The organism is Streptomyces sp. NPDC090088, from assembly GCF_044747345.1.
In the GTDB taxonomy this organism is placed as follows: Bacteria; Actinomycetota; Actinomycetes; order Streptomycetales; family Streptomycetaceae; genus Streptomyces.
This window is the reverse complement of record NZ_JBIVDZ010000011.1, coordinates 431,648-451,182: the sequence shown is the minus strand read 5'-3', so window position 1 is coordinate 451,182 and position 19,535 is coordinate 431,648. Positions and strand designations below refer to the sequence as shown.

23 protein-coding genes and 2 pseudogenes are annotated in these 19,535 nt (G+C 71.7%); 14 read left to right on the top strand and 11 right to left on the bottom strand.

What is annotated here, in order from left to right; translation table 11 throughout:
* Positions 1-47 precede the first annotated feature (47 nt).
* Positions 48-335: pseudogene (locus tag ACIPSJ_RS44335) on the bottom strand (response regulator transcription factor); the annotation flags it as partial.
* Positions 336-505: 170 nt separating this feature from the next.
* Between ACIPSJ_RS44335 and ACIPSJ_RS44330 the strand changes: the two are divergent.
* The 7 genes from ACIPSJ_RS44330 to ACIPSJ_RS44300 all read left to right on the top strand — a co-directional run bounded on the left by ACIPSJ_RS44330 (position 506) and on the right by ACIPSJ_RS44300 (position 6,772).
* Positions 506-1,270, top strand: a complete 765-nt coding sequence (locus ACIPSJ_RS44330) for a HipA family kinase (protein ID WP_359216772.1) — start codon at positions 506-508, stop codon at positions 1,268-1,270.
* Complete coding sequence (locus ACIPSJ_RS44325; RefSeq protein ID WP_355714476.1) at positions 1,267-1,716, top strand: DUF3037 domain-containing protein; 450 nt, start codon at positions 1,267-1,269, stop codon at positions 1,714-1,716. Before ACIPSJ_RS44330 ends, ACIPSJ_RS44325 begins: the two co-directional genes overlap by 4 nt.
* Positions 1,717-1,866: 150 nt before the next feature.
* Positions 1,867-2,628: a 3-oxoacyl-ACP reductase FabG gene (gene fabG / locus ACIPSJ_RS44320; RefSeq protein WP_359216777.1), complete on the top strand. Its 762-nt coding sequence runs from the start codon at positions 1,867-1,869 to the stop codon at positions 2,626-2,628.
* A 41-nt stretch (positions 2,629-2,669) separates the two neighbouring features.
* The gene (locus tag ACIPSJ_RS44315) at positions 2,670-3,431 is read left to right on the top strand and encodes an SDR family oxidoreductase (protein WP_359216780.1); all 762 of its coding nucleotides are present in this window, start codon (positions 2,670-2,672) and stop codon (positions 3,429-3,431) included.
* A 231-nt stretch (positions 3,432-3,662) separates the two neighbouring features.
* The gene (locus tag ACIPSJ_RS44310; RefSeq protein ID WP_401354747.1) at positions 3,663-5,240 is read left to right on the top strand and encodes an ABC transporter substrate-binding protein; all 1,578 of its coding nucleotides are present in this window, start codon (positions 3,663-3,665) and stop codon (positions 5,238-5,240) included.
* 93 nt (positions 5,241-5,333) lie between these two features.
* Positions 5,334-6,020 (top strand): uracil-DNA glycosylase, encoded by a 687-nt coding sequence (gene ung / locus ACIPSJ_RS44305; protein WP_393544223.1) that lies wholly within the window; start codon positions 5,334-5,336, stop codon positions 6,018-6,020.
* 215 nt (positions 6,021-6,235) lie between these two features.
* The gene (locus ACIPSJ_RS44300) at positions 6,236-6,772 is read left to right on the top strand and encodes a hypothetical protein (RefSeq protein ID WP_359216789.1); all 537 of its coding nucleotides are present in this window, start codon (positions 6,236-6,238) and stop codon (positions 6,770-6,772) included.
* Between the two features lie 42 nt (positions 6,773-6,814).
* Here the strand turns inward: ACIPSJ_RS44300 and ACIPSJ_RS44295 are convergent, their stop codons facing one another.
* Positions 6,815-7,288: a hypothetical protein gene (locus ACIPSJ_RS44295; protein ID WP_401354743.1), complete on the bottom strand. Its 474-nt coding sequence runs from the start codon at positions 7,286-7,288 to the stop codon at positions 6,815-6,817.
* A 112-nt stretch (positions 7,289-7,400) separates the two neighbouring features.
* Positions 7,401-7,913 (bottom strand): DinB family protein, encoded by a 513-nt coding sequence (locus ACIPSJ_RS44290; RefSeq protein WP_359216794.1) that lies wholly within the window; start codon positions 7,911-7,913, stop codon positions 7,401-7,403.
* A 98-nt stretch (positions 7,914-8,011) separates the two neighbouring features.
* On the opposite strand from ACIPSJ_RS44290, the gene ACIPSJ_RS44285 reads away from it, so the two are divergent.
* Complete coding sequence (locus ACIPSJ_RS44285) at positions 8,012-8,923, top strand: Gfo/Idh/MocA family oxidoreductase (protein WP_359216797.1); 912 nt, start codon at positions 8,012-8,014, stop codon at positions 8,921-8,923.
* Here ACIPSJ_RS44285 and lnt read toward each other — a convergent pair.
* The 3 genes from lnt to ACIPSJ_RS44270 all read right to left on the bottom strand — a co-directional run bounded on the left by lnt (position 8,841) and on the right by ACIPSJ_RS44270 (position 11,735).
* A complete protein-coding gene (gene lnt, locus ACIPSJ_RS44280) occupies positions 8,841-10,415 on the bottom strand; it encodes an apolipoprotein N-acyltransferase (RefSeq protein ID WP_401354739.1) in 1,575 nt (524 codons plus the stop codon). The genes ACIPSJ_RS44285 and lnt overlap by 83 nt on opposite strands.
* A gap of 76 nt (positions 10,416-10,491) precedes the next feature.
* The gene (locus tag ACIPSJ_RS44275; RefSeq protein WP_359216803.1) at positions 10,492-10,974 is read right to left on the bottom strand and encodes a nuclear transport factor 2 family protein; all 483 of its coding nucleotides are present in this window, start codon (positions 10,972-10,974) and stop codon (positions 10,492-10,494) included.
* 92 nt (positions 10,975-11,066) lie between these two features.
* Complete coding sequence (locus tag ACIPSJ_RS44270; protein WP_401354736.1) at positions 11,067-11,735, bottom strand: hypothetical protein; 669 nt, start codon at positions 11,733-11,735, stop codon at positions 11,067-11,069.
* A gap of 191 nt (positions 11,736-11,926) precedes the next feature.
* Here ACIPSJ_RS44270 and ACIPSJ_RS44265 point away from each other — a divergent pair, with 191 nt between their 5' ends.
* A complete protein-coding gene (locus ACIPSJ_RS44265; RefSeq protein WP_401354734.1) occupies positions 11,927-12,667 on the top strand; it encodes an SDR family oxidoreductase in 741 nt (246 codons plus the stop codon).
* Positions 12,668-12,680: 13 nt separating this feature from the next.
* Here ACIPSJ_RS44265 and ACIPSJ_RS44260 read toward each other — a convergent pair whose 3' ends face one another.
* Positions 12,681-12,860 (bottom strand): hypothetical protein, encoded by a 180-nt coding sequence (locus ACIPSJ_RS44260; RefSeq protein WP_355714438.1) that lies wholly within the window; start codon positions 12,858-12,860, stop codon positions 12,681-12,683.
* A 251-nt stretch (positions 12,861-13,111) separates the two neighbouring features.
* Positions 13,112-13,942 (bottom strand): helix-turn-helix domain-containing protein, encoded by an 831-nt coding sequence (locus ACIPSJ_RS44255; protein ID WP_401354731.1) that lies wholly within the window; start codon positions 13,940-13,942, stop codon positions 13,112-13,114.
* 134 nt (positions 13,943-14,076) lie between these two features.
* On the opposite strand from ACIPSJ_RS44255, the gene ACIPSJ_RS44250 reads away from it, so the two are divergent.
* Both ACIPSJ_RS44250 and ACIPSJ_RS44245 read left to right on the top strand, forming a co-directional pair.
* A complete protein-coding gene (locus ACIPSJ_RS44250) occupies positions 14,077-14,784 on the top strand; it encodes an alpha/beta fold hydrolase (protein ID WP_401354729.1) in 708 nt (235 codons plus the stop codon).
* Between the two features lie 82 nt (positions 14,785-14,866).
* Complete coding sequence (locus ACIPSJ_RS44245) at positions 14,867-15,163, top strand: DUF4440 domain-containing protein (protein WP_401354727.1); 297 nt, start codon at positions 14,867-14,869, stop codon at positions 15,161-15,163.
* A 14-nt stretch (positions 15,164-15,177) separates the two neighbouring features.
* Here ACIPSJ_RS44245 and ACIPSJ_RS44240 read toward each other — a convergent pair whose 3' ends face one another.
* Complete coding sequence (locus tag ACIPSJ_RS44240; RefSeq protein ID WP_401354724.1) at positions 15,178-15,669, bottom strand: MarR family winged helix-turn-helix transcriptional regulator; 492 nt, start codon at positions 15,667-15,669, stop codon at positions 15,178-15,180.
* Positions 15,670-15,765: 96 nt separating this feature from the next.
* On the opposite strand from ACIPSJ_RS44240, the gene ACIPSJ_RS44235 reads away from it, so the two are divergent.
* A complete protein-coding gene (locus ACIPSJ_RS44235; protein WP_359216824.1) occupies positions 15,766-16,347 on the top strand; it encodes an NAD(P)H-dependent oxidoreductase in 582 nt (193 codons plus the stop codon).
* A gap of 238 nt (positions 16,348-16,585) precedes the next feature.
* Here ACIPSJ_RS44235 and ACIPSJ_RS44230 read toward each other — a convergent pair whose 3' ends face one another.
* Positions 16,586-17,572, bottom strand: coding sequence for a helix-turn-helix transcriptional regulator (locus ACIPSJ_RS44230; RefSeq protein WP_401354720.1), 987 nt, complete (start codon positions 17,570-17,572; stop codon positions 16,586-16,588).
* Between the two features lie 92 nt (positions 17,573-17,664).
* Between ACIPSJ_RS44230 and ACIPSJ_RS44225 the strand changes: the two genes are divergently transcribed.
* Complete coding sequence (locus ACIPSJ_RS44225; protein WP_359216829.1) at positions 17,665-18,030, top strand: VOC family protein; 366 nt, start codon at positions 17,665-17,667, stop codon at positions 18,028-18,030.
* Positions 18,031-18,295: 265 nt separating this feature from the next.
* Here ACIPSJ_RS44225 and ACIPSJ_RS44220 read toward each other — a convergent pair.
* A pseudogene (locus ACIPSJ_RS44220) lies at positions 18,296-18,409 on the bottom strand (undecaprenyl-diphosphatase); the annotation flags it as partial.
* 481 nt (positions 18,410-18,890) lie between these two features.
* On the opposite strand from ACIPSJ_RS44220, the gene ACIPSJ_RS44215 reads away from it, so the two are divergent.
* Entirely contained in the window at positions 18,891-19,505 is a 615-nt protein-coding gene (locus ACIPSJ_RS44215; protein ID WP_401354717.1) for a TniQ family protein, read from the top strand.
* Positions 19,506-19,535: the final 30 nt, after the last annotated feature.

Genomic DNA, 19,535 nt, shown 5'->3' with positions numbered 1-19,535 from the left:
GTTCACTGTCGGCGTCACCCGCCGGGGACCGGTTCGCGCCACCGCGGTCAGGTCGGCATGCCCCGCTCGGCCAGGCCGCTCTCGTACGCGATGATGACCAGCTGCGCGCGGTCCCGGGCGTGCAGCTTGGCCGGCAGGCTGCCGACGTGCGTCTTCACCGTGGGCATGCTGATGACGAGACGCTCGGAGATCTCCGCGTTGGACAGGCCGTTGGCGATCAGCACGAGGACTTCCTGTTCCCGCTTGGTCAGGCCGACCAGCCGCGGGGCGGGACGTGCCGTCTCGCCCCGCCGGGAGAAGTTGCCGATGAGACGCCGGGTGACCGTCGGAGCCAGCCCGCCTGACGCCCGGCCGTCGTCGGCCTCGTCCTCGGCGCCACCTCCTCACCCAGGTCGCCCGCCTCCGCGGCGCTCCGCGCCGCCGGTCACCCTTCGTTACTATGCTTCTCGCCCACCTCCGGACCGGTCGTGGAGCGCACGGTGAACAAGACGGGTGGCCTGGGAACATGCTGAAAGCGGTCACCGCGACCCGCTACATCACACCCCTGCGGGAGGGCGGTTCGCTGCCGGGGCTCGTCGAGGCCGACGACCTCGGGATGTACGTCCTGAAGTTCACCGGTGCCGGGCAGGGGCGCAAGACGCTGGTCGCCGAGGTGGTCTGCGGGGAACTCGCCCGCCGGCTCGGGTTCCGGATGCCCCGGCTGGTCACCGTCGAACTGGACCCGGTGCTGGGGCTCGGCGAACCCGAGCAGCAGGTGCAGGACCTGCTGCGGGGCAGCGGCGGCACCAACCTCGGCATGGACTTCCTCTCCGGCGCCCTCGGCTTCGACCCGCTCGCGTTCTCCGCGGGCCCCGAGGAGGCCGGCCGGATCGTCTGGTTCGACGCGCTGATCAACAACGTCGACCGCTCCTGGCGCAACCCCAACCTGCTGGTGCACCGCGGCGAGCTGTGGCTCATCGACCACGGCGCCACCATGATCTGGCAGCACAACTGGCCGTCGGCACAGACCTCCGCCGCCCGGCCGTACGACGCCTCGGACCACGCCCTCGCCCGGTTCGCCCCCGATGTCCGGGCGGCCGCCGCCGAGTTGGCGCCCCGGGTCACCGAGGAGCTGCTCGCCGAGGTCACCGCCGAGATCCCGGACGTCTGGCTGGCCGGCGAGCCCGGCTTCGACACGCCCGACGATCTCCGGCGCGCCTACGCCCGGCCGCTGCTGGCGCGCGCCGCCGGCATCCACGAGCGCATCACCGGCATCGAGGGGACCCCATGAGCGAGACCCATATCCACATGGCCGGGCATGTGACCGAGCGCCACATCACCCGGGCCGGCCAGGGCGGTGACCGGGACGTCTTCGAGTACGCCCTGCTGCGGGTCGTACCCCGCGTGGAGCGCGGCGAGTGCATCAACGCCGGCGTGATCGTGTACTGCCGGGCCAAGGCCTACGTCGGCGCGCGCACCCATCTGGACGAGGCCCGGCTGCTGGCCCTGGACCCGGACGCGGACGTCGCCGGGGTGCGGGCCGCGCTCGGGGCGGTCGAGGGCGTCTGCGCGGGCGGGGCGGCGGCGGGACCCGCGGCGGGCGACGACCCGGGCAGGCGCTTCCGCTGGCTCGTCGCACCCCGCTCGGCCGTCGTACAGCCCGGGCCGGTGCACACCGGGCTGACCCGCGATCCGGCCGCCGAGACGGCACGGTTGCTGGACCTCCTGGTGAGGTAATGGATCACACCCGCGCGGTGTGACGTTGACACCGCGTGCCAGGGCTTCTAGCGTCACGTCTACTGAAGGTACTAAGCGGTCGCTCACCGCGGAGGGGCTCCGCGAGCGGGCTCTCTCGATCAGTTCTCTCAAGGGCGAGGAGACACAGGAATGTCCACCACTGAGCAGCGGGTAGCCGTCGTCACCGGTGCGGCGCGCGGTATCGGCGCCGCCACCGCCGTACGCCTGGCCGCCGAGGGCCGCGCGGTCGCCGTCGTCGACCTCGACGAGGCCGCCTGCAAGGACACCGTCGAGAAGATCACCGCGGCCGGCGGCAAGGCGATCGCGGTCGGCGCCGACGTCTCCGACGAGGCCCAGGTCGCGGCCGCTATCGCACGGGTCGTCGAGGAGCTCGGGGCCCCGACGATCCTCGTGAACAACGCCGGTGTGCTCCGCGACAACCTGCTGTTCAAGATGTCCGCGTCGGACTGGGACACGGTCCTGAACGTGCACCTGCGCGGCTCGTTCCTGATGACCAAGGCCGTCCAGCAGCACATGGTCGAGGCCGGCTGGGGACGCGTGGTCAACCTGTCCTCCTCCTCGGCGCTCGGCAACCGCGGCCAGGCCAACTACTCCGCCGCCAAGGCCGGTCTGCAGGGCTTCACCAAGACCCTCGCCATCGAACTCGGCAAGTTCGGCATCACCGCCAACGCCGTCGCCCCCGGCTTCATCGCCACCGAGATGACCAAGGCCACCGCCGAGCGCGTCAAGATGGGCTTCGAGGAGTTCAAGGCCGCCGCCGCCACCCAGATCCCCGTGCAGCGCGTCGGCGAGCCCGAGGACATCGCCAACGCCATCGCCTTCTTCACGAACGAGGCGGCCGGCTTCGTCTCCGGCCAGGTCCTGTACGTGGCCGGCGGGCCGCTCGACTAGCGGACAGCAGAGACCCATCGGGACTATCGAGGATCACAGACATGACTGAACTGCCCGAGCTGTCCGGCAAGGTAGCCGTTGTCACCGGCGCCAGCCGTGGCATCGGCTACGGCGTCGCCGAGGCGCTGATCGCCCGCGGCGACCGGGTCGCCATCACCGGCCGCAACGAGGACGCCCTCAAGGAGGCTGTCGAGAGCCTCGGTTCCGAGCGGGTCATCGGCATCGCGGGCAAGGCGCACGACCTCGCCCACCAGGCCGAGGTCGTCGAACGCACTATGGAGGCCTTCGGCCGCGTCGACTACCTGGTCAACAACGCCGGCACCAACCCGGTGTTCGGCCCGATCGCCGACGTCGACCTGGACGTGGCCCGCAAGGTGTTCGAGACCAACGTGATCTCGGCGCTCGGCTTCGCCCAGAAGACCTGGCACGCCTGGCAGAAGGAGCACGGCGGCGCCATCGTCAACATCGCCTCCGTCGCCGGGCTCTCCGCCGCGCCGTTCATCGGCGCGTACGGCATCAGCAAGGCCGCGATGATCAACCTGACCCAGCAGCTGGCGCACGAGTACGCGCCCGGCGTCCGGGTCAACGCGATCGCCCCGGCCGTCGTCAAGACCAAGTTCGCCGAGGCCCTGTACGAGGGCCGGGAGGCGGAGGCCGCCGCGGGCTACCCGCTCAAGCGGCTCGGCGTGCCCTCCGACATCGGCGGCGCCGCGGCCTTCCTGACCTCGGAGCAGTCCGACTGGATCACCGGCCAGACGCTCGTCGTCGACGGCGGCATCTTCCTCAACGCCGGCGTCGCCTGACGGCACCACAGGCCGTCCGACCCGCCTCCGGGCGTCGTTTTCGTCACAGACATTCCGTCCCAGGAAAGACGAAACGGCGCCCGGACGGCTGTCCCCGATTCGCACCGTCAAATGACAACGTCGTCATAGCACATTCGATCAACGCCCGTGTTTCCGGGGTGGTTCAAGGCGCGCAACGCTGCGGTATGGTCTGCCGCCGACCCCTGGTGCGGCGGATCGAGGAGTGTGCGCGTGTTCAACCGGAACCGAAGCCTGCGAAGAGCGGCTGCGGTCGCGTCGATATCCCTGGTGGCCGGCTGCGGCGTGTTCTCCGGCAGCAGTACGAGTGACAGCGGGCCGATCGTCGTGGGCACCACCAGCGCTCCCAGCACCCTGGACCCCGCCGGTTCTTGGGACGGCTCCTGGGAGCTGTTCCGGAACATCTACCAGACCCTGCTCGCCTACCCCAACGGCGCCACCACCCCCCAGCCCGACGCGGCCTCGAAGTGCGCCTTCACGGACTCCGGCAACCGGACCTACCGCTGCGAACTGCGCTCCGGCATGAGGTTCGCCGACGGCGACACCCTCGACGCCACGGCCGTCAAGTACTCCATCGACCGGATCCGGAGCATCAACGCGCCCAGCGGCCCGGCCGGCCTGCTCGGCAGCCTCGACCGGGTGCAGGCGCTCGGCGACCGCGAGGTGGTCTTCCACCTCAAGAAGGCCGACGCCACCTTCCCGTTCGTGCTCGCCACCCCGGCCATGTCGATCGTCGACCCCGACGACTACCCGGCCCACTCGCTGCGCAAGGACTCCTCCGTGCACGGCTCCGGGCCGTACACGCTCAAGTCCTACGACGAGGGCAAGAAGGCCGAGCTCGTCCGCAACGACAACTACCAGGGCTTCGCCGACCGGAAGAACGGCGCGGTGACCATCCGCTACTTCCAGGACTCGGCCACGATGGTCAAGGCCCTGCGGTCCGGGGACATCGACGTCACCTACCGCGGCCTCGCCGCCTCCGACATCGTCGCCCTGCAGGCGCACCGGAACACGGACCTGCAACTGATCGACGGCACCGGCACCGACATCAGCTACCTGGTGTTCAACCCCAAGGACCCGTGGGCCAAGCTGCCCGCCGTGCGCAAGGCCGTCGCCCAGCTCGTCGACCGCTCCGCGATCGCCCACAGCGTGTACAAGGGCACCGTCGACCCGCTCTACTCCATGGTCCCGGCGGGCCTCACCGGACACACCACCGGCTTCTTCGACGACTACGGCGACCCCAGCACCTCCAAGGCCCGCAAGATGCTCGCCGACGCCGGCATCACCCAGCGGGTCCCGCTCACCTTCTGGTACACCACCGACCGGTACGGCTCCGAGACCGCCAGGATGTTCCAGCTGCTCAAGCAACAGCTGGACGACTCCGGGCTGTTCACCATCACCCTCAAGAGCCGTCCCTGGAAGACCTACGTCGTCGGCTACCAGAAGGGCGAGTACCCGGTGTTCGGGCGCGGCTGGTTCCCCGACTTCCCCGACGCCGACAACTTCATCGCCCCGTTCGTCGGCGAGCAGAACGCCCTCGGCACGCCCTACCCGTCGCCGGTGATCACCGGCAAGCTGCTGCCCCGGTCGCGTACCGAGAGCGACCGCGGCGAAGTCGTCAAGGACTTCGAGGAAGCCCAGCAGATCCTCGTCAACGACGCCCGGCTGATCCCGATCTGGCAGGGGCGGCAGTACGTCGCGGCCAGCGACGACGTCTCCGGCGGCGAACAGGCGCTCGACCCGTCGACGATCATGATGATGTGGCAGCTGCACCGCAAGACCAGCTGGTGAACCGGCGGTCCGGCACCCGTTGTCAGTGGTCGCCTGTAGGTTCTTCGTCATCGGCAGGAACCGCAAGTGACCGCAATTCGTGAGGACGTTGACGTGACCGACATCGCCATGCTGCCCGAGTCCTGGCGCGGGGTTCTGGGTGACGAGCTGCAGCAGCCCTACTTCAAGGAGCTGACCGAGTTCGTCGAGGAGGAGCGGGCGAACGGCCCCGTCTACCCGCCCCGCGAGGAGGTCTTCGCCGCGCTCGACGCCACCCCGTACGACCGGGTCAAGGTCCTGGTCCTCGGCCAGGACCCGTACCACGGCGAGGGCCAGGGCCACGGCCTGTGCTTCTCCGTCCAGCCCGGCGTGAAGATCCCGCCGTCGCTGCGGAACATCTACAAGGAGATGAAGGAGGAGCTGGGCTGGGAGGCGACGCCGGACAACGGCTACCTGATGCCGTGGGCCCAGCAGGGCGTGCTCCTGCTCAACGCGGTCCTCACGGTCCGCGCCGGTGAGGCCAACTCCCACAAGAACAAGGGCTGGGAGAAGTTCACGGACGCGGTCATCCGCGCGGTGGCCGAGCGCCCCGACCCGGTGGTCTTCGTCCTGTGGGGCGGCTACGCCCAGAAGAAGCTCCGCCTCATCGACGAGACCCGGCACGTCGTCGTCCAGGGCGCCCACCCGTCCCCCCTCTCCGCCAAGAAGTTCTTCGGCTCCCACCCCTTCACCCAGATCAACGAGGCGGTCGCCGCCCAGGGCCACGACCCCATCGACTGGCACATCCCCAACCTCGGCTGAGCGAAGACAGAGGGCGCCTCGAAGCCGACCTGGGGGCAACCCCTAGGGGCGCGGGGCTCTGTCGATGTGCGGCTCCGCCGCGTGGGCGCGACCAGCCCCCACCGGGCTCGCAGCCGTCCACCGGCCTGTGCCCCGACGGCGCCGCCTGACCACAAAACCAGGCGGCTCCACTTAACGTCGGCAACACACAACCGGCCGACAGCCCGGAGGGCCCCGTGGGGGAGCGACAGGAGCGCACGGCACCCGACGCCGTGCTCACACGGATCGGCCAGGTGGTGATGCTGCACCACGCCGGGGACCGCGAGGAGGCCCGCCACCGCCTCCTCGACCTCTGGGCGGAGATCGGCGAGCACGGCGCCCCCCTGCACCGCTGCACCCTGGCCCACTACCTGGCCGACACCCAGGACGACCCGGGCGACGAACTCGCCTGGGACCTGAGGGCGTTGTCGGCGGCGGACGAGGCCACGGACGAGACGGCGGACGGGTCGGCGGACGGTACGGAGGGAGCCGCGGGACTGCGCGGCTTCTACCCCTCCCTGCACCTCAACCTCGCCGCCGACTACGTCAAGCTCGGCCGCACCGAGGCCGCCCGCACCCACCTGCGCCGGGCCCGCGGCGCGTCCGACGCCCTCGGCGACGACGGCTACGGCGACGGGGTCCGGGCCGCCATCAGCAGACTGGCGCTGCGGCTCGGCGAGGACGACGCACCGGGCGGCGACTCCTGGGGCCCGCCACGGCAGCGCCCGAACTAGTGGGCGAACCGGCGGGCGAACGACGGCCTCGGCCCGGCGGCTTCAGTGCCCGTACGTCCGCTCGCAGATCCGCGCCTGCGGACTGTCCGCGCGCCAGCCGCCGTACTGCTTGCCGAGGGCGCAGACGTCCGGAGCCTCCGGTACGGAGCCGGTGACGTCGGGGAGGTCGGTACGCGGAGTGTGCGTGCGGTGCGGCTGAGGGTGCGGCGGGGTGGCGGCGCGTGCGGCCGGCTGCCGGTGCTGGGCCGGGGGAGGGGGCGGTGCGGGAGTGTGCGGCGGGGCGGCCGAGGGGTGCGTCGGGGGCCGGGACGGGCCGACCATCTCCAGGGCCTCCTTGACCGGCGCCTGGACCACCTTCGGTTCGGCGCTGCCGTCCGGACGGGGCACCGACGGCAGCGAGGGCGCCGTCCCCGGCGGGGGGCCCGGCGCCGCCGGACGCTGGACCGTCACACAGCCGGAGAGGGCCGAGACGGCCACGGTGACCAGGAGCGCTGCGATGGTGGTCGTTCGATGCACCCGCGCAACTCTGCTGGCTCGGCACGGGCGTTGACACCGCCGACAGGAGTTTGGTGCCCCGCACGGGTGATCTCGTGCCCCGTACGGGGGACGGGTGGGTGCGAGGCTGACGTCAGTCGCCGGTCGCGCCGTCGATCCGCTCCCGGATCAGGTCCGCGTGGCCGTTGTGCCGGGCGTACTCCTCGATCATGTGCGTGTGGATCCAGCGCAGGTTGAACTGCTCTCCGGTGCGGTGATGGCGGCCCTTGGAGAGGTCGTCCAGGCCGAAGCCGGCCGCGGCGCGCCGGGCGGCCTCGATCTCGGCCTGCCACTGCGCGTACGCCTCCTGCCAGGTGTCCGCCTCGGTGAGGTGGAAGTCGCCGTCCGGGTCCTCGTCGCTCCAGTGGAGCGGCGGCGCCGCCTCGTCGGAGAGGACCCTGCGGTACCAGGACCGCTCCACGTCGGCCATGTGCCGCACCAGCCCCATCAGGGACAGCGGGGACGGCTCCACGGAGGCGGTCCTGAGCTGGGCGTCGGTCAGACCCTCGCACTTCACCGCGAGGGTCTGCCGGTGGAACTCCAACCAGCCTTCCAGCATGGTGCGTTCGTCGGCGTCGATGGCGGGCGCGTTGCGTTCGGTCGTCATGCCCCGCATCCTCCCCGAGCCCGCTCGGTGCCACCACGGATTTTCGGCGCCGTATGCTTCGGGACAGGCACGCGTAGGCAACCGCTAGGGGAGCGCCAGTGAAGGTCGGCTGCATCGGACTCGGTGACATCGCGCAGAAGGCGTATCTGCCGGTCCTGGGCACGCGGCCGGGGCTCGAACTCCACCTCCAGACCCGCACCCCGGCCACCCTGGACCGGGTCGCCGACAGCCTCCACCTGCCCGCCGGCCACCGGCACCGGACCCTCGACGACCTGCTCGCCCAGGACCTCGACGCCGCCTTCGTGCACGCGCCCACCGGCGCCCACCCCGAGATCGTCACGCGGCTGCTGGAGGCCGGCGTACCGACGTACGTCGACAAGCCGCTCGCTTACCGGCTGGCCGACTCCGAGCGGCTCGTGACGCTCGCCGAGGCGCGGAACGTGTCGCTGGCCGTCGGCTTCAACCGGCGCCACGCCCCCGGCTACGTCCAGTGCGCCGACCATCCGCGCGAGCTGATCCTGATGCAGAAGAACCGCGTCGGGCTGCCCGAGGAACCCCGCACGATGATCCTCGACGACTTCATCCACGTCGTCGACACCCTGCGCTTCCTCGCCCCCGGTCCGGTCGACGACGTCACCGTCCGGGCCCGCGTCGCCGACGGTCTGCTGCACCACGTGGTGCTCCAGCTGTCCGGGGACGGTTTCACCGCGCTCGGGGTGATGAACCGGCTGAGCGGCTCGGCGGAGGAGATCCTGGAGGTCTCCGGGCAGGACACCAAGCGCCAGGTCGTCAACCTCTCCGAGGTGATCGACCACAAGGGGCAGCCGACGGTCCGGCGGCGCGGCGACTGGGTGCCGGTCGCCCGGCAGCGCGGCATCGAACAGGCCGTGCTCGCCTTCCTCGACGCCGTCCGTGCCGGCAAGGTGCTCAGCGCCCGGGACGCACTGGCGACCCATGAGCTGTGCGAGCAGGTGGTACGAGAGGTTCGCCGGCACCCCGGCGCAGCCTGACCGTCCGCAGCCCCTCGGACAGGCAGTAGACCGCAAGCACCAGCAGCGCGCCGTCCACCGGCCAGTCGCCGTAGCGCACGAACGGGGTGACACCGCGGGCGATCGGCACCGTGTAGAGCTGTGCCGTGCTCGCGTCCGTGCCGAGCCAGGGGCCCACCTGTTCCCCGCTCGGGCCGTACACGGCGGAGACTCCGGTCAGGGTGGCGTGCACCATCGTGCGGCCGGTCTCGGCGGCCCGCAGCGCGGCCAGCGAGGCGTGCTGCTCGGGGGCCCAGCTGTGCTGGAACGACGAGGTCGAGGACTGGCCTATCAGCACCTGGGCGCCGTCCTGGGCGAGGTGCCGGCTCATGTCGGGGAAGGCCGTCTCGAAGCAGACCAGCGGGCCGACCCGCAGTCCGTGGCCTACGTTCATCACCACCTGCTCGGTGCCGCGCCGCCGGTCCTCGCCGGCCGCCTTGCCGACCGAGGTGGCCCAGCCGAACAGCGAGCGGGCGGGTATGTACTCGCCGAACGGGACCAGCCGCATCTTGTCGTACCGCTCGCCGGTCGGGCCGTCCGGGCCCACCAGGATGGAGCTCTTGTAGATGCCGGGCCGGTCGGAGCGCCGGGCGTCGACGTTGACCAGGATGTCCGCGCCGGTCTCCCGGGAGAGGACCGCGATCCGCCGCGCGAGATCGGGCCGGTCCCCGAGGTCGTACCCGACGCTGCTCTCGCCCCATACGATCAGGTCCGGACGCTGTCCGACCAGCTGCCTGGTCAGCTGCTCCTCGCGGTCGAACCGCCGGTCACCGCTGTCGCCGCCGTCGACGACGCCGGGCTGTACGACGGCGATCCGGACGTGCCCGTCGACGTCCGGGCGCGGCGCCCACACCCAGGCGGCGGAGGTCGCGGCGGCCGTGGCCACCAGGGAGGCGACCGCCGGTACCCGCGCCTCGCGCACGGAGACGAGCACCGCGACGGCCACGTTGACGGCCACCACCAGGAAGCTCAGCAGCCACACCCCGCCGACGGAGGCCAGCCGCAGCGCCGGCGTCACCTGCCACTGGGTCGCGCCGAGCATGCCCCACGGACCGCCCAGCCCCTGCCAGGACCGCACCAGCTCCACCATCAGCCAGCCCGACGGCAGCACCAGCACCGCGACCGCGGCCCGGGCCGGCGACGGCTCCCCGCCCAGCAGCCGGTGCGTCAGCCAGCCCCAGGGCGCCCAGAGCAGGCTCAGCAGCCCGGCGATCAGGAAGATGAAGACGTGCAGGCTCGGCAGCAGCCAGCTGTGCACCGCCACCATGAACCCGAACCCGCCGCACCAGCCGTCGTAGGCCGCCCGCCGCCCGGTAGGCGCCGAGCGGGCCAGCAGCAGCCAGGGAACCAGCGCGACATACGCCAGCCACCACAGCGACGGCGCCGGGAAGGCCAGGACCGGCAGCGTGCCCGCCAGCGCCCCGGCGCAGGAACGCCGCCAGGGGGAGGTGAGCCAGCGCTCGACGGTCCTCATGCGTCGCCTCCTGCCCGCGGGTCCTTCCAGTGTGCGGGACCGGGCGGGATCTCCGACAGGGGGCATGGGAGCGGGCTCAGTCGGTCAGGGCGGCCGTGCGCTCGGTCATCTTCCGCCACTTCTCCTCGACGACCACCCGGCGCAGCCGCCAGCCGTCCCGGGTGCGCAGCAGCGTGAAGGAGTAGCGGCCGCCGCACACGAAGTCGGGGGCGGTGGAGACGCCGTCGCCGCCGGCGAAGCGCATGGGGTTGATGTAGTCGGCCTGGACCTGGGCGCTGTCGCCGGTGTCGTGCTCCAGCACCCCGAACCGCGTCCGGCGGTTGACGATCAGATGCTGGCGCATCGCGAACAGCGCGAGGCTCTCGGCGAGCCACCCGGAGATCTGCTCCGCGTCCCCCTCGATCCCGCCGGCGGACCGGTAGTCGGCCCGCCCGTCCGCGGCGAACAGTCCGCGGTACGCGGCCCAGTCACCGTCGTCCACGGCCACCGCGTACTGGGTGACCACCTCGTCCACGGCCAGCCGGTCCATCACGGTCGCGAGCTCCACACGCTGCGTCATCGGCACAGTGTTGGGCACGGCGCGGGCCGAGCCAAGGGGTACGGGCGATTTTCGGGAGGTGTTCGATCTCGGCCGCCGGGAAGAGACCGCGGTCACTCGGCTGCCGGCACCTCGCCGAGCTTCTTCAGCTGTGCCCTGATGACCGCCTCCGGCACGGCGGCGGGCTCCTTGCCCCTCGGCCCGCTCGGCAGGTTGAAGGTGGTGAACATGGCGACCGTCGCTCCCTGACGGACCGCCACCACCGCGTACGGCACCCGCACCGGCTCCTCGTCCGCGCTGCCGGCGGCCAGTTGGGTCAGCCGCAGGGACACGGACTCGTCGCCGTAGCCGGGGTCGGGCCGGACCTGGACCTCGTCGTAGTCGAAGTCCACCAGGACGTCCTTGAAGGTCCTGCACCGCTCGGCGGCCGTCCGCAACGCGTCGATCACCCGCTCCGCGTCCCCGGAGCCGTGCGACGAAAGGGTCAGATGCGCACTCGGTCCGTGCGCCTTCGAGGAGACGATCCGGGCGGTACGCGCGGTGGCGGCGAAACCGCTGCTGCCGCCCACCGCCTGCACGGCGGGGGCGCATTCGGCGGGCTCCGCCGTCTTGCGGGACGCGGAGGTGGCCGCCAGGTCCCGCAGCACCTCGTACCCGTCGAGATCCGTGCCCGTGAGCGTCGCCTGCTCCAGTGCCGCCTTGCTCAACGGCTTGGCCGAGGTGCCCTCCTGGGCATCCTGCCCCGTTCCGCAAGCGGCGAGCACCCACGCCAACGAGGTCATGACCACGGCCATCGCACTACCGGCATGTCTTCGGCGAACCACTGTTTCCCCACCCGTTTGTCTCCGGAACGCGAGCCCGCGATCCCGGCTCGGAGCATCGAGCAGCAGCGTAGATCGTCGGACGGGGAAGCGAACCGGGTTTTCGCGGACGCCCGTAGGATCTTGGTCCGGTCCGCTTTCAGGAGGTTCGCATGACACGTCCCGTCACGGTCGTCACCGGCGGCAGCCGGGGTATCGGCGCCGCGACCTGTCTGCGGCTCGCGGCCGACGGGCACGATCTGGTGATCGGGTACCGCCGGGACGCCGACGCCGCCGAGGCGGTCGCGGAGGGGGTGCGGAAGGCCGGGGCGCGCGGTGTCGTCGTACCGGTGGACACGGCCGTGGAGGCCGATGTGGAGCGGCTCTTCGGCACGGCGGAGGAGCGGCTCGGGCCCGTCACGGGGCTGGTGAACAACGCGGCCGTGACCGGCCCGTTCGGGCGGCTGGTGGATGCGGGGACCGCGGATCTGCGGCGGGTCGTGGAGGTCAACCTGCTGGGCACGCTGCTGTGTTCGCGGCGGGCGGCGCGGCTGATGGCGGCGCGGGGGAGCGGGGCCATCGTGAACGTGTCCTCGGCGGCGGCCACGCTCGGCAGCCCCGGCGAGTACGTCCACTACGCGGCGACCAAGGCGGCCGTGGACGCGCTCACCGTGGGCCTCGCCAAGGAACTCGGCCCGGACGGGGTGCGGGTGAACGCGGTGGCGCCCGGCGTGATCGAGACGGAGATCCACGCGGCGATGGGCGACCCCGGCCGGGCCGAACGGGTCGGCGCCACCACGCCGTTGGGCCGGGCCGGCCGGCCGGAGGAGATCGCCGGCGCCATCGCCTGGCTGCTGTCGCCCGAGGCCTCCTACACGACGGGCGCGGTGCTGCGGGTCTCCGGCGGGCGCTGAACCCGGCGCCGGGTCAGGCCGCCTCGATGATCCGCTCGCGGATCGCCTCGGCCCACTCGACCACCAACAGCTCGTACTCCGCCCGCTCCTGGGCCGACAGAGTTCCGCCCGCACGCAGCCACAGCGCCCGGATGTGCTCGTTGACCTCGGCAGCAGACCGCGCGGAACCAGGGGTTCGGGAATCGGGGGACATACGGAACAGCGTAGGGGCAAGAACTGACGGTGCGCTACCGGGCCACTACGCAGACCGTATGGGGTTGGTCACGGGCGATACGGCGGGCGGGTGGCCATGCCGGGGCATTTGCCGGACGGGTGGTCACGGCACGGACCCGGCTCTGGGCCCCTGGGCAGGCCTTCGCCCCCGCCGGAGCCGATACGGCGGCCCGACGCCCGCGAGAACGGGGGGATTTCGGGGTTGGCCGAGATACGGCGCCCGGGCCGGACTCACGCCGTGTGTGCCGCGGAGGCGAGCAGGGCCAGCTTCTCCGCGCTGTCGCTGCCCGGGTCCGGGTGGTAGACGACGAGCGTCTGGCCGGCCGCGCCGCTGACGCCCAGCCGCTCCCGGTGCAGCCGGAGCCGGCCGACCTGAGGGTGGTCCAGGCACTTGGCGGCGCCCTCGCAGGCGGCCACGTCGTGCCGGGCCCAGAGGCGGCTGAACCGCGGGCTGGCGAGGCAGAGTTCACCGATCAGGTCGATGACGCGGGGATCGTCCGCGTCGGTCCCGACGGAGCGGCGGAAACCGGCGACCATGCCCGCCCCGGCGTTCTCCCAGTCCGGGTGCAGGGCCTGCTCGGCGGGGTCGAGGAAGGTGTCCCGCAGCCGGTTGGCGCCCACCGTGAGACGGGGTGACAGCGCGGTCGCCAGGGCGTTGACGGCGAGCACGTCGAAGTAGCGGCCCTCGACGACGGCGGGGAGCGGCAGCGCGGCGACGAGCTGGGCGATGCCGGGCGGGACGGTCTCCCGGCGGGCGCGGCGGCGCCGCCGGGGCCTTCCGGCGCCCGGGCCGGCCAGGCCGAGCAGATACGCCGTCGCGGCCTCGTCGAGCAGCAGCACGCGGGCGAGGGCCTCCAGGACCTGTACGGACGGATTGCGGTCGCGGCCCTGTTCCAGACGCAGGTAGTAGTCGGCGCTGATCCCGGCCAGCATCGCGACCTCCTCCCGGCGCAGGCCCGGCACCCGCCGTGTCCCGAGCACGGGGAGGCCGGCCTGCTCGGGCGTGACGAGCTCGCGGCGGGCCCGTACGTAGGCGCCCAGCAGGTTCGGTGCGTCGGTCATCCCGCCACGGTAGTCCGGGCCGCCGGGCCCGTGCCTGGTCCTGTCACCCCCAGGATCGCCGGGGCTCTGCCGCGGCCGGAGCCGGGCCGCAAGCGTTGTCGGCGACAGCCGCGAACGACCCGAGGAGCACGATCATGTCGACGTATCTGCTGGTGCACGGTGCCTGGCACAGCGGGGAGTGCTGGGAGCGGGTGGTCCCGCTGCTGACCGGGGCCGGGCACCGGGTGTACGCGCCCTCCCTGACGGGACACGGCGACAAGGCCCGGCTGCTCGGCCCCGACGTCGGCCTGGACACCCACGTGGACGACATCGTCCGGCTGATCACGGACGAGGGCCTCGACGACGTCGTCCTCGTGGGACACAGCTACGCGGGGCTGGTCGTCTCGGCCGCCGCCAACCGGGTCCCCAGCCGGATCGGCCACCTCGTCTACCTCGACGCGATGGTCCCGGAGCACGGCGAGACCGCCGCCGACATCCAGCCCGTGACCCGGGCCCTGATCGAGCGCACCCTGGCCTCCGGCGACGGCTGGCGGGTCCCGCCGCTGCCCGAACTCCCGCCGCCGTACGGCCTGTTCGGGGTCACCGACCCGGCGGACCTGGCGTGGCTGCGCACGATGCTCACCGACCACGCGGTGCGCTGCTTCCAGCAGCCGGTACGGCTGGACGACCCGGCCGTGCGCGCGATCCCGCGGACCCACATCCACTGCGTGGCCGCCGTACCGGAGGGCGTCGTCCGCCGCCCGGTGCCCGCGGAAGAGCGGGTGTGGGAACTCCCGACCGGCCACGACTGCATGATCACCATGCCCGCCGAACTCACCGAGCTGCTGCTCAAGCTCGCCTGAGCACCGGAGAACCCGCCGGGACCGCGCGGCGATCCAACGTAGGCGGGCGATCGACGCCGAGTCGAGGCTTCTCGGTCCCGAGGTGTGCGCCCGCCCGGACCTCGTCCTGGAGCTGTTCGACCCGGAGTTCACCGAGGCCGGGGCCTCGGACCTGCGCCGGGACGCGCGGTCGATCCTCACCGTGACCGGCGGCCGTCCGGTGTCCCCGGACTCGCCGGTCGTGGTGACGGGGATGTCCGGCACCGTCCTCGCGCCGGGCATCGTCCACCTGACGTACTTCGGGGACGACCGGGGCCGCCGCGTGTGGCGCGGCCCCCTGCGGAGCCTGACGCGGACGGGCCGGCGCATGCGCTGCCACCAGGGCACGCCGGCGGCCTGAGAGCACCCGGGGGCCTAAGGCTCGCTGCCGACGGCGGCCCCGTCGGGGCGAGGCGGCTCGATGCGGTCGATCGTCTGCTCGCTCCAGGTGCGGATGACCGTGGCCTGTTCGGGGGTGAGCGAGTCCAGGAAGTGGCGGCGGATGTTGCCGGCGTGCCCGTCGATGGCGCTCTCCGCGGCCCTGCGGCCCTCGGCGGTGAGACCGATCCCGGTACGGCGGCCGCCGGCCCCGCTCTGGGTCGTCTCCACCAGGCCGCGGCTCTCCATGCGGGTCAGCTGGTGGGAGACGCGGCTCTTCTCCCAGTCGAGCGACTCGGAGAGCTCACCGACACGCATCTCGCGGCCGGGGGCCCGCCACAGCGTCACCAGCACACTGAACTCCGGCTTCGAGATGCCGCAGTCGCGCTGCAGGCCGCGCTCCAGCTCCCGGGCGAGCAGCCGCTGCGCGCGCATCCAGGTGTCCCAGAACTCCCACTCCTCCGGGTCCAGCGTGCGCGTCTCCACCATGGCCGGAATCGTACAGGGAGAGCGAGTTGACGCGTCAACTCCACGTGTCTAGAGTGAAGCGGAGTTGACGTATCAACTCTCGGAAGGATGCTCCACATGGCACTTCGCATCGGCATCGTCCTCGGCAGCACGCGCCCGGGGCGCCGTGGCGAGCAGATCGCCTCCTGGGTGCTGGACACGGCGCGCGCCCACGGCGGCGCCGACTACGAACTGGTCGATCTCGCCCACCACCGCCTCGGCAACCTCGACGAGGGCGGCAACCCGAACCTCCGCCAGTACCAGCACCCGCACACCCACGACTGGTCCCGGGTGGTCGACGGCCTCGACGGCTACGTCTTCCTCGTCCCGGAGTACAACCACTCCTTCCCGGGCGCGCTGAAGAACGCGCTGGACTACGTCTACCGGGAGTGGAACGACAAGGCCGCCGGCATCGTCAGCTACGGCGGCTGGGCCGCCGGGGTGCGGGCCGCCGAGGCGCTGCGGCTGGTCCTCGCCGAACTGCAGGTGGCCACGGTCCGAGCCCAGCCGGCCATCCCCACGATCCCCGCCTTCGCAACCGGTGCCTTCGTCCCCGGCGAGGGCCTCGACGCCTCGGTCCACGCAATGCTGGACCAGGTCATCGCCTGGGCGGACGCGCTGCGCGGAGTGCGCGAGAGCAGGGCGGGGGCGGCGGCTTGAGAGCGGGTGCCCCCGCGGGCGTGACCGCCGGGCAGCACGCGAGGACGGCGATCAGGTGCCCGGCCGCCCCGCACGGAGTCGGAAGGTCCGCGTGGCCACCCGTCATGACCGGTCAGGCCGGCTTCAGTCGAGCCGTACGCGTCCCGGCGGACCGGTCGTCTCCAGAGTCAGGTGCGATGAGGTGGTCGAGCGTCTCCGGCAGTGTCAGTCCCGGCTGGACCCGCGCGAGCGTGATGTCCTACGTCACCGCGCAACTGCCGGCGGACGTTGGTGACGGCGCGTAGTGGTGGGCAAGGCTGGTGGCGAGGTCGCTGAGGTGAGCCCTGGCTTTGGCGGGGCCGTGCACGGTGACGGCGCTCCCGAACGGCAGTAGTGTCCGCAGGTCCTCCAGGTGCAGGAAGCGGATCAATACCTTGTGGCCGGTGGCGGATTCCTCATGGCCGTCGTGGACGAGCCGTTGGCCGAGGATCCGTCGCGCCCGCTCGATCTGGGTGTGGTCGATGGTGGCGCTGACCTCTACCGCGTGGTTGTGTTCCCACTGGTCAACGAGCGCCGCGGCGACGGTGGCCAGGGTCTGGTTCTCGCGGATCCGTCGTGGCCGGCCGACTTCTGTCCACGCCGTGATCCGTTCGAGTCGGTACATCCGTGGCACCCGGGCGCGGTCGGCGACGAGGTACCAGATGCCGGCCTTGGCGAACAGCCCGTAGGGATCCACGACCAGGTCGCGTGGGCATGACTCGCGTGGGCTGTCGTACGCGATCCGCAGCCGGCGGCCGCGCCGCACCGGGCCGATCAGCGAAGCGGGAGTCGTGCCGGAAGCAGGGGCCTGGAGCCAGGGACGGCTGTCCACGTGCACTACGTCGGCGAGCGGCAGGAGTTCATGAACCCGACGTGGCCGGGCAGCGGCGATCTTGGCGAGCGCGCGCCGGCTCTCGGCCGATGCGCTGAGCTCCGAGCGTTGCTTCTCGTCCAGCCCGGCGAGCGACAGATGGTCACGCTCGCCCGGTGTGAGGCGCGTGAGGTCGAGTCCGGACCCGGGCAGCAGGGTCACGCCTCCGAGGCGGCCCCGTTGCGCGGTCACCGGCAGACCGGCGTCGCGGAGCCAGTTCAGGTCCCGGGTGATGGTGCGAAGGGACACCCCGAGCGCCGAGGCGAGTTCCTGTGTGGTCACGGCGTTCCTCGATGCGAGGAGCAGCATCAGGGAGAAGAAGCGGTCTGGGGTCACCCGCCGATTTTTTCAGGAATTGCGACAGGACACGGCGCATATCCCGGCCAGGCTGATGGACGCGCACCTGCCACCTGCGAGAAGGAACAGCCATGACCACGTCCGTCGTGTCCATCGTCTACGTGAACGACGCTCCCGCCGCAGCGCGTTTCTACGGCGGCCTCCTCGGTATGAGGCCCTCGTTCGAGACGCCGGGATACATCACCTTCGCCCTCGGGCCAGGCGCTGACCTCGGTCTGTGGTCCGGCCAGTTCGAGGATCTGTCACCGGACGTCCCGCGCACCAGCGAGGTGTGCCTGGCCATCGACAGTGGACCCGACGAGATCGACACGATCTTCAAGCAGTGGAAGTCCAAGGGCGTCACGATCCTGCGCGAGCCTCATGACGCGGGGTTCGGACTGACCTTCCTCGCAGCCGACCCGGACGGGAACCGTATCCGCGTCGCACCGCGGGACTGACCGAAGGCGACTCCGGCATGGGTCATCGAGCAGATCCAGTCCCGGCACCGTGAGCGCAAGTGGTCCGCGCAACGGATCACCGACGCACGTGTGAGTATCGGGTTCGTGATCAACCGGCGAACCGATGTGAAGAAGGCAGCAGCCGCTGCCCGTCGTCGCCATCGATCGCTCGCACATGCTCAGCCACGAGGACGACGGATGGCCACTGCCGGCCACGTCTCTCAAACGGCGCGGCACTACAGGCCGGAGGCCGACCGACCCGGCTCTAGCTCGCCGACTCCGCCGCGTGCGGGCTCAGTACGTCCGCCGAGACCAGGGCGATGATGACGATGCCGAGGGCGACGCGGTACCAGACGAAGGGCATGAAGCTCTTATTGGAGGGCCGCCATCGGGGACGCACTCGGACATCCTGTGCTGCAAGTCAGGGCCCACATCTAACGCACGTCAGCCCGCGAGGAACCCGACATCACGAGTTCAAGTTCAGCAGTCCCTACGGCGATGGCTTCACAGGGCTCCGCAAGAGTTAGTTCTTGGAAATGTGGGCATGCACGGCAAAGGCCACGGCCTGTTGCTCGAGGTACCGGCCGGAAGCATGAGGGTCGTCTTGATTGTCCACTGCGACATCGGTGACGCCTAGCGCTACAGCGGCCAGACCTGTACCGGCTGTGACAGGGTCGTAGGGATCGAAGATGTTCAGCCAGTCGACACGACAGCCTCCCCCTCACCCTGGCCGGATCCGCTGGCCGCGACGGCGGCGCAGGCGAAATCCCGCCGGTCCCCAACCACCGCCCGTCCGCAGCCCAGCCGGTGCGGCGCCGCAACACCGCCTTCGACGACCGCGGGCCCGCCGCAGGAATAGCGTGAACACCCACCTGCCGCGCAGCCTCGTCCCCCACCCGGACGAGCTCCTGCCCGGTTACCTCCTGCGCCTGTCCGACCGGCTCGCCACCACCCCGCTCGCTGTTGCTGAACGCTGCGGCCTGGCCACCGCCACCGGCAAGGGCTTTTCCACCGCCCACCTCGTCCGTCTCGACGACGACCACCTCAGCCTCCTCACCCAGGCCACGCGCCTGACCGTCTCCGAGGCCCACCGGCTCACCCTGGCCGGGCAGTTCCCCGGATACCCACCGGTCGGCCGCACCTACCTGGGCCGCCCCCGACGCCAGAGCGCCATCGCGCACGACGGCTGGGTCTTCACCTCCTTCTCCCGCTACTGCCCCGACTGCCTCGCCGCCGAGCAGCCCGTCTGGAAGGCCGCATGGCGCCTGCCGCACCTGTTCTGGTGCCCCGACCACCGCCGTCTCCTGCACTGGCGATGCCCCGCCTGCCACGCTCCGGCCTTCTCCGCCGGCCCCCGCGACGACCGGGCCCCACGCCCCGCCCACCTGGTGCCCGCGCCCGAACCCGCCTGTCACCCACCTCCTGCCGATGCGACCGCGGCCGGCCCCAGGACCGCTGGTGTGCTGCAGAGCTGACGCACACAGGCCCGCCCGCCCCCGCCAGCG